The following is a 7,965-nucleotide window of genomic DNA, read 5'->3' on the forward strand; positions in this document are numbered from 1 at the left end:
ATGCCGAACAGGCCGACATAATCGGATTTGGCCGTGTCGAGGCCGGAGTTGGCGCCGACATTGACCAGATCCGGCGCGGCGAACGAGTTCTCGCCGCCGATCTGATAGGATTGGCCGAAAATGGCATTGGTGCCCCAGCCATTGTTGTACGAGCCGGAATAGCGGAAGCCGACATTGGCGCGCGAACCGCCTTCTACGCGGTCGTAACCGGAGAACTTGTCGCGTTCGAACAAGGTGGTCGCGTCGAAGACCATGCTTTGGGCGTCTTCATTGGGTACTGCGAGACCGCCGACATATTGCTCGTTCGGGCGCATGAAGACCTGCGCCATTGGCTCGATAACGTGGCTGGACCCGCTGGCCATGGAAAACAGCACCGGCCAACGCATCTCGAGGCCTGCGGTTGCCATGTAACGAGCAAATGACGAGCGCATATCGGCCTGCTCGCTCAAATTTGCTGCCATCTGGTTGACGGCGTTTAGCGAAGCCGACGACGCGTTGAGATAATCAACGTCGCCCTGCAGCGCGAGCAATGGTGTCAGCACCAGCCCGCCATCGGTGACGAAGCTCCGCTTCCACTCGGCCTCGGCGGTGAGACGGCCGGATTCGCCTTCGATACCAGGGACACGCTGTATGGGGGTGGAGAAAGTATCATCGAGCTCGTCGCGGCGGATGACACGCGCGTTGACATTGAGCGACAACTGGCCGCCGGCCACCGAGGCATCAGGAATATAGGCATAGTCGAGCGACGGAAGCACCCAAGGCTGTTGTCCGCTTCGCGCAGAGGCGTTGTCGTCAGGCGTATCTTCCTGCACATCGAAATGCATGGCGCGCACGTCGAAATAGTTGCGGCCGTTGAGACCCGTCAAGTAGACCGACGACTGGTGGACGCTGCTATTGTACTTGTCGATGCCGTAGGTGTTCGAGAAGTTCTTGTCGGTCTGCAGCAGCACGTCCCAGCCGAAGTTCCAGCGTGAGTTGATGGCGAACTGCCCCTGGGTACCCATCATGCCGCGGAATTTGTTGGGATCGCCGGCGCTGCCCGAATTGACGTTGTGGCCAGAGCTGGATGGGAAGGCAGTGGTGTCGAGGAAGGCGTCGGGATTCTGCTGGTGTATCCCGGCGATCTTCAAGCTGTACTCGCCATTGTCGAAGCGCTGACGCCACTCGGCCTCACCGAGGAAGCCCTGCTTGGTATAGCCGGTACCGGTGACGGTCAGGTCGTAGGTCGGCGCCAATGCGAGATAATAGGGGACTTTCACGCCGACGCCGAGATCGCTCTTGTAGATGATGCTCGGGATCAGGAAGCCGCTCTTGCGCTTCACCGTCGGGTCGGCAATTTCGAATGCAGGCAGATAGGCAAGCGGAAAACCGAAGAACTCGAAATTCGCATTCTCGAAGCGAACCGTCTTCTTCTCGCCGTTCCAGATGATCTTCTTGGCCTTGACGCGCCAGGTCGGCGCTTTATCCGGCTTATCCTCGCACGGCTCGCAGGCGGTGTAGACGCCATTGTGGAAGGTGGTCAGCACGCCGCCCATGCGTTCTGCGCTTTCGGCGGCGAAATAGGCCTTGTCGATGGTTTCGACCCGCAACGCATTGACGAAGCCGTCGGCGAAGTCATCGGTGATGTCGATATGTTGCGAATTGATCTTGGTGCCGTCGCTGTTGATAACTTCGACGTTGCCGCTCGCGACCATCCGCTTGGTGTTGCGGTTGTATTCGACGCGCTGGGCGACAAGGCGATTGCCACCATAGTCGATCTGCACACCGCCGACGGCGGTCACGGTCTGGTTGTCGTTGTTGTAGACCAGCGTATCGGCCGCCAGCAGCATTTGCGAGCCGGCCGGAACCGATGTCGCCATGTCGCCGACGTCCTGCGCAAGCGCCGGTGCCGGAATGGCGTAGGCAAGCACGCACGCCAAGGCGGTCGCCGCATAGAGGCGCGCCAAACCGGCCTGCCTGTTGCTGGGCAAAAACGCCTCCCTCACTAGCCGTCTTCCTTGTATAGCAGGAAAGTCACCCCGAAGAACATAGCCACCATGACCGGTACCCAGGCGGCTACGACAGTCGGCACGAATCCCGCCACGCCGAATGCCTTCACCAGCACCGAAACGACATAAAGCAGAAAGCCAGCGATGATGCCACCCAGAATCATCGTCGCCGACTGTCCCATCCTAGCAAATCGCATTGAAACCGTTGCCGCGATCAGTGTCATGGCGACGAGAAGGAACGGCAACGCCACGAGCGAATCAAACTGCATGGCAAAAGCATTTGCCTTGAGGCCGAAAGAGCGGGCAACCTCGACCTTTCCGGGCAGGTCATAGAAGGGGATGGTTTCGGGGCGCGCCAGCCGCTCTTGCACGAATTCGGGCTTTAGATTGGTTGGTACGCGATCGGTTGCCGATGCCTGGATCGTGCCGTTCTGGAATGTCTTGACGTCCTGCAATTCCCAATAGCCGTCGCGCAGGAAGGCACGGGCGGCGTCCTTGCGCTCGACGATGTTGCCTTGCGGGTCGAGAATGAAAAATACGACATCGGCCATTTCCAGGCCCTGGTTCAGGATGGCCCGCGCACCGATGATGGTGTCGCCCGAACTGGTTTTCTGCCGGATCCAGGGCGCGGCATCGGCCGAGACCGTATTCGATTTGCCGGAACGCAGCTGGGTTTCGATCTGCTCGGACCAGGAGAATGCGTGCGCGGCGAGTGGATTGATGACGCCAACCGACAGGACGCCGAACAGCAAGGCTCCGATACAGCAGGGCAAGAGGAACTGCCAGGCGGAAACACCGGCGGAACGGGCGATGACCAGCTCGTAGCGCCGGTTCAGCGACACCAGCGTCGCCATCGCCGAGAAGAGACCGACGAACGGCACCGTCTGCAGCATGATCATCGGCATACGGAGGCCTGAAATGGCTACCGCCGTGCCGTAGGTGAAGCCGGGCAGGCCGGTGGTGCGGCCGGACAGCTCGGTGAAGTCGATCAGGAACACCAATGCCAGGAGGCCGATGAAGAACCAGATGGTGATCGTCACATAGCGGAAGAAGAAGTAGCGGCCCAGTGTCCAGCCCATCAGCCGACCCCTTGCCCTGATGCGCCGCGCCTGGACAAACGCAATTTGAAAGCATTCCAGCTGTCAGCGATGCGCGTGGCGAAGTTTGTCATCCAGTCCGCCCAGGTCACCGGCAGTTCCAGTGTTCGGTTGGAGACGATGAACCAGATCGCCACCGCGGAAGCCACGATCGGCACGCCATAGACCATATACGCATATTGCGGGATCTCATCCGCCTTGCTGGCGGCAAAAAAGCCCAGCCAACGCACGAACAGCGATATCGTGATCGCCGTGATCAGCGGATTGACGCGCGCCTCGCGGTGCGAGCGCGCATCCCCGGCGACCGCAAGCGCGATCAGCGCGAAAACCATGGAATAGGTCCATTCCGAGAACCGTTGGTTGACCTCGGCCCGGTATTCGTAGGGGTTCTGCTGATAGTACTTGTCGTTGGCGCCCGGGTTGAGCAGGTACTGCGTCGTCTGGTCCTTGGGCAGGAGCGTCACCGCCGAAGCCGCCGCCATGAAGGCCGACATGTCGAAGGCATAGGAGGTAAAGCGGATGACGGAGAGATCGCCGGTCAGCGTTTTGCGATGGATGACGCCGTCATTCATCATCAGCACCTTTTCACCGCCGCGTTCGACGATGCTGCCGGTCTTGGCGTAGTAGACGAGGTTGACGCCTTCTTCGCGCGAATCGGCGACGAAAATGCCACCCAGCCGGTTGTCGGGAAGGCGCTCACCGATCTGCAGGAACAGCCCGTCGTCAATCTTGCGGAAGGTGCCTTCCTGGATGATCAGCGACAACAGATCCGCGCGCGACGAGGCCACCAGTGCCCGGTTCTTCTGCCGTGCGTAAGGGTCGATGCCGTTGTCGACGGCAAAGGAAAAAACGGCGGCGGCGAGCGCCAGCAACATGATCGGCCGTACGATCGTCCAGCGCGAGGCCCCCGCGGCGTTGACGACGGCGAGTTCGGAATCCGAATTCATCACACTGAGTGTCTGTGCGACTGCCACCACCAGCGCAAAAGGCACCACGATCGGGATGATGGACGGAAGGATGAGGGCGGCGACTTCGAAGAAGGTCAACGCCGACTGGCCGCTGTCTGTCACCAGATCGATCTTTGCCAGCACCTGTGTCGTCCACACGATCGCCAGCGTCCACACAAGAGCGGCCATGAAGACCACGAAAGCGCGGCGCATGATGTAGCGTTCAACGACCTTCATGAAGGCTTTTCTCGATTTTTTCGAACGGCATCATGCCACCGAACAAGGTAGCTGTCCGGCAGCGCCTGCACAACTGGCTCCATCAGATGGTCGATCCGGGTTCTGTCCCACATTACGCCCCCCGGCTGGGCGGAGTGTCGGCGGGAATGGATAAGAAAGGGCGAACATCGATGGTTAACAACAGGTTGCGGCAAAAAGCGGGGCCGTGCCGCGACGAATCGTCATCGATTCCATAGGTCATATGGGATGCCAATTCGGCAAAGTCTTGCCAAATGCCGGAAAACGACCAAATGTCGCGCATCGTTTCGAACCGCTTCCCCAAAAGTCGCGCATTCCCTGAAAGCAGGACATGATGAATCAAAGACCGTCGATCGCCTTCGCCAAATTTTCCGGGTCCCAGAGCGCGGTAAACAAGAAGGGCACTGTCTTCGTGTTCGCGGCGGATGAGGGCGGCCTGAGCGACGTCGCCAAGGCCGGCGATCCCGGCAAGACATTGGAGCGCGCCTTTCCCGTGGCTGAGTTCATGGGCAAGTTCGCCAGCACGGTGGAAGTTCTGGCGCCGCAGGGAGCGTCGCTCGACAGACTCGTGGCGATAGGCACCGGCAAGGTGTCGGGACTGGACGAATATGCGTGGCTGAAGCTTGGCGGCACCGTTGCCGCGTCGCTGCGCAAGGCGACCGAAGTGGCGGTGGTCCTCGATGTGGCCGGCGCCTCGCCGAGTGCGAAGGATGCGGCAAACCTTGCCGCGGGCATTCTCCTGCGCAGCTATTCCTTCGATAAGTACAAGACCAGGAAGGACAAGGACGACAGCAAGGCAGAGCCGAAGAAGCCGGTCAAGGTGACCATCCACACCGCCGATCCGGCCGCTGCGAAGAAGGCCTTCGCCGATGCCGAGGCGGTGATAGACGGCGTCCTGCTGGCGCGCGACCTCGTCAACGAACCGGCAAACGTGCTTGGGCCGGTCGAGTTCGCTGCCCGCGCCAAGGAACTCGAGGCGCTAGGCGTCAAGGTCGAGATATTGGCTGAGAAGGAAATGAAGAAGCTCGGCATGGGTTCGCTGCTCGGTGTCGCGCAAGGCTCGCCGCGCGGCGCCCGCATGGCGATCATGCAGTGGAACGGCGGCAAGCCGAAGGACAGCCCGATCGCCTTCGTCGGCAAGGGCGTCACTTTCGACACCGGCGGCAATTCCATAAAGCCGGCCTCGGGCATGGAGGATATGAAGGGCGACATGGGCGGTGCCGCCGCCGTCACCGGCCTGATGCATGCGCTGGCGGCCCGCAAGGCGAAAGCCAATGTCGTCGGTATCATCGGACTGGTCGAAAATGCCGTCGACGGTCATGCCCAGCGTCCCGGTGATATCGTCACTTCGATGTCGGGCCAGACCATCGAGGTGCTCAATACCGATGCCGAGGGCCGCCTCGTGCTGGCCGATGCGTTGTGGTACTGCAACGACCGCTTCCAGCCGAAATTCATGGTCAATCTGGCGACGCTGACCGGCGCCATCATGGTGGCGCTCGGCCAACATTATGCCGGCCTGTTTTCCAACAATGACGAGCTGGCCGAAAAGTTGTCGGCGGCGGGGCAGGCGACGCAGGAACGGCTGTGGCGCATGCCGCTCGGTGCCGAATACGACAAGCTCATCGATTCCAAGAACGCCGACATGAAGAACATCGGCGGCCGTTTTGGCGGCGCCACCATTGCGGCGCAGTTTCTGCAGCGCTTCGTCAAGGATACGCCATGGGCTCATCTCGACATTGCCGGCACGGCGATGGGGGCGCCGTCGAACGAGATCAACCAGTCCTGGGGTTCCGGTTTCGGCGTCAGGCTGCTCGACCGGCTGGTGCGCGATAATTATGAGCAGTGAACGGGTTCAATCACTATAGGCTGAAGCGATGGCCGACGTCCTGTTCTACCACCTGACCGAATCGACGCTGGAGGATGCGCTGCCAGGCCTCCTGGAGCGCAGCGTCGACCGTGGCTGGCGCGCCGTGGTGCAGACAGGCACCGAGGAACGCCGCGATGCGCTCGACCAGCATCTGTGGACCTTCCGCGACGATTCGTTCCTGGCGCACGCAACCGATCGTGAGGCTCATCCCGGTGAACAGCCGATTCTGTTGACCACCGGCGACGGCAATCCCAACGACGCCAAGATCAGGTTCCTGGTCGACGGTGCGGTGCCGCCTGACCTTGGTGGCTACGAGCGCGCGGTGTTCCTGTTCGATGGCCACGATGCCGCCCAGCTCGAGGCGGCGCGAGGGCACTGGAAGGTGATGAAGAGCGCTGGCCACGCCGTCACCTACTGGCAACAGACGCCAGATCGTCGCTGGGAGCGCAAGGCTTAAGGCAGGTCGCCTGAACGTTCAGGCGACATGCTTGACCAGTGGCGTGTCACGACAATATCTACTGCTTTGCCTCGATCCGGTTATCTACTGCTTTGCCTTGATCCGGTTCATTTTCGTTGTGACGTAGTCGCCGTATTTCAATTTCATTGACTCGTCCGACCGGTTTCGATGCGGGCTCTTGAAAACGTACCATTCGCCATCAGGCGATTTACGCTTGTAGATAACCTTGCCCACTTGGCGATGCTCGAAGCAGGTCATCGAGCCCTTCACACCCCAGGAGCCATGCCATTGCGCGCGGTAGCAGAGCTTGCCGCCGCCGGGAATGAACCACATGCCGTCGCCATAGCCCGACTTGCCCTTGTCGTGAGTCCAGGCATCGAACTGCCTCTGCTTGACGGCAAAGAACCCGGCGCCCTTCTTGCCCCACAGCCACGAATGGTTCTGATAAATCTGGTAGACGCCTTCGTCAGGAACGACCGTGGCTTTTTGCGCCTGCTCGGCGATCCTTGTCGCCGTCTTGGCCGTCGCAGGAACCTGAAAGGCAAGAACAAGAACGGAGCAGGCGAATGCCGCTCCGAGATAATTTCCCACTACCCGTTTCACGAAACTTCTCCACAGATTGATTTACGCCACGCCTCAACCCTCATCCCGAACCGCTGGTTCGAGATGGATCATGATCGAACAAGGAGATTGGAAATCGATCCCGATCGCGTCGGGATCGATCAGCACGATGCGTCTACGGCAGGACGTGCTGGGTCACCCTCCAGTCGGGCAGACCATAGCCACCCAGCCACGGCCACACTTCCTTCTGGTTGAAGTAGACGACCGAAGTCAGCGCCGGGAACTCCGCGTAGGATTTGCGGGAATCTTCCTGCCATTTCGAGACATAGTCCTGCTGTCCGACATAGCCGAGTTCCGCAACGACGATCGGCTTGTTGAACACTGCAACGCGGTCATAGCCGGGCTTCAGCAGCTCAGCGAAGGTACGGTCATGACCGGCCTCGTCATTGTCCTTTTTCTGCAGACCGAACACCGACAGGCCGATGACGTCGACATAGTCGTCGCCGGGGTAGTATTTTTCCAGACCCTCTTCGCCCTTGGGCGACCACATATACTTGGCGGCGGGGGCAGCCTTGCGGCAGATATCGACCTCGCGCTTGTAAGCGGAGATCCAGTCCTTGGGAGCCCAGTTGGCCCAAGTGAAGCGGCCGTTCTTGTCTTCCATTTCCTGAGCCCAGCGAATGGTCACCGGGCTCTTCATCTGTCCCACCAGGCCGCAGATTGCCTGCATGTTGGCGTCATATTTGCCGCTCAAAATGCCGTCGCGCAATTCGGGCGGGGTGATGCGCCAGTC

At 60.4% G+C, this 7,965-nt stretch carries 7 protein-coding genes; 2 read left to right on the plus strand and 5 right to left on the minus strand.

The features are described from left to right. The 3 genes from EOB59_RS12375 to lptF form a co-directional block, all read right to left on the minus strand. Nucleotides 1-1,985, minus strand: a 1,985-nt coding sequence (locus EOB59_RS12375) for an LPS-assembly protein LptD (protein WP_245486604.1), incomplete at its 3' end; no start/stop codon positions are given. After that, nucleotides 1,985-3,070, minus strand: a complete 1,086-nt coding sequence (gene lptG, locus EOB59_RS12380) for an LPS export ABC transporter permease LptG (protein WP_031213741.1) — start codon at nt 3,068-3,070, stop codon at nt 1,985-1,987. The genes lptG and EOB59_RS12375, both read right to left, overlap by 1 nt. Beyond that, nucleotides 3,067-4,269, minus strand: coding sequence for an LPS export ABC transporter permease LptF (gene lptF / locus EOB59_RS12385; RefSeq protein WP_127396660.1), 1,203 nt, complete (start codon nt 4,267-4,269; stop codon nt 3,067-3,069). The genes lptG and lptF overlap by 4 nt, the downstream gene beginning before the upstream one ends. Before the next feature lie 352 nt (nt 4,270-4,621). Between lptF and EOB59_RS12390 the strand changes: the two genes are divergently transcribed. Both EOB59_RS12390 and EOB59_RS12395 read left to right on the plus strand, forming a co-directional pair. Continuing rightward, entirely contained in the window at nt 4,622-6,133 is a 1,512-nt protein-coding gene (locus tag EOB59_RS12390) for a leucyl aminopeptidase (protein WP_127380810.1), read from the plus strand. Nucleotides 6,134-6,161: 28 nt separating this feature from the next. Next, nucleotides 6,162-6,611: a DNA polymerase III subunit chi gene (locus tag EOB59_RS12395; RefSeq protein ID WP_023813773.1), complete on the plus strand. Its 450-nt coding sequence runs from the start codon at nt 6,162-6,164 to the stop codon at nt 6,609-6,611. A gap of 84 nt (nt 6,612-6,695) precedes the next feature. Here EOB59_RS12395 and EOB59_RS12400 read toward each other — a convergent pair whose 3' ends face one another. Beyond that, nucleotides 6,696-7,214: a DUF995 domain-containing protein gene (locus EOB59_RS12400; RefSeq protein ID WP_127319803.1), complete on the minus strand. Its 519-nt coding sequence runs from the start codon at nt 7,212-7,214 to the stop codon at nt 6,696-6,698. A gap of 133 nt (nt 7,215-7,347) precedes the next feature. Further along, nucleotides 7,348-7,965: glycosyl hydrolase (locus tag EOB59_RS12405; protein ID WP_245486605.1), on the minus strand; the 618-nt coding region annotated here is incomplete at its 5' end.

Origin of the sequence: Mesorhizobium sp. M7A.F.Ca.MR.176.00.0.0 (genome assembly GCF_004023165.1) — a bacterium.
GTDB lineage: Bacteria > Pseudomonadota > Alphaproteobacteria > Rhizobiales > Rhizobiaceae > Mesorhizobium.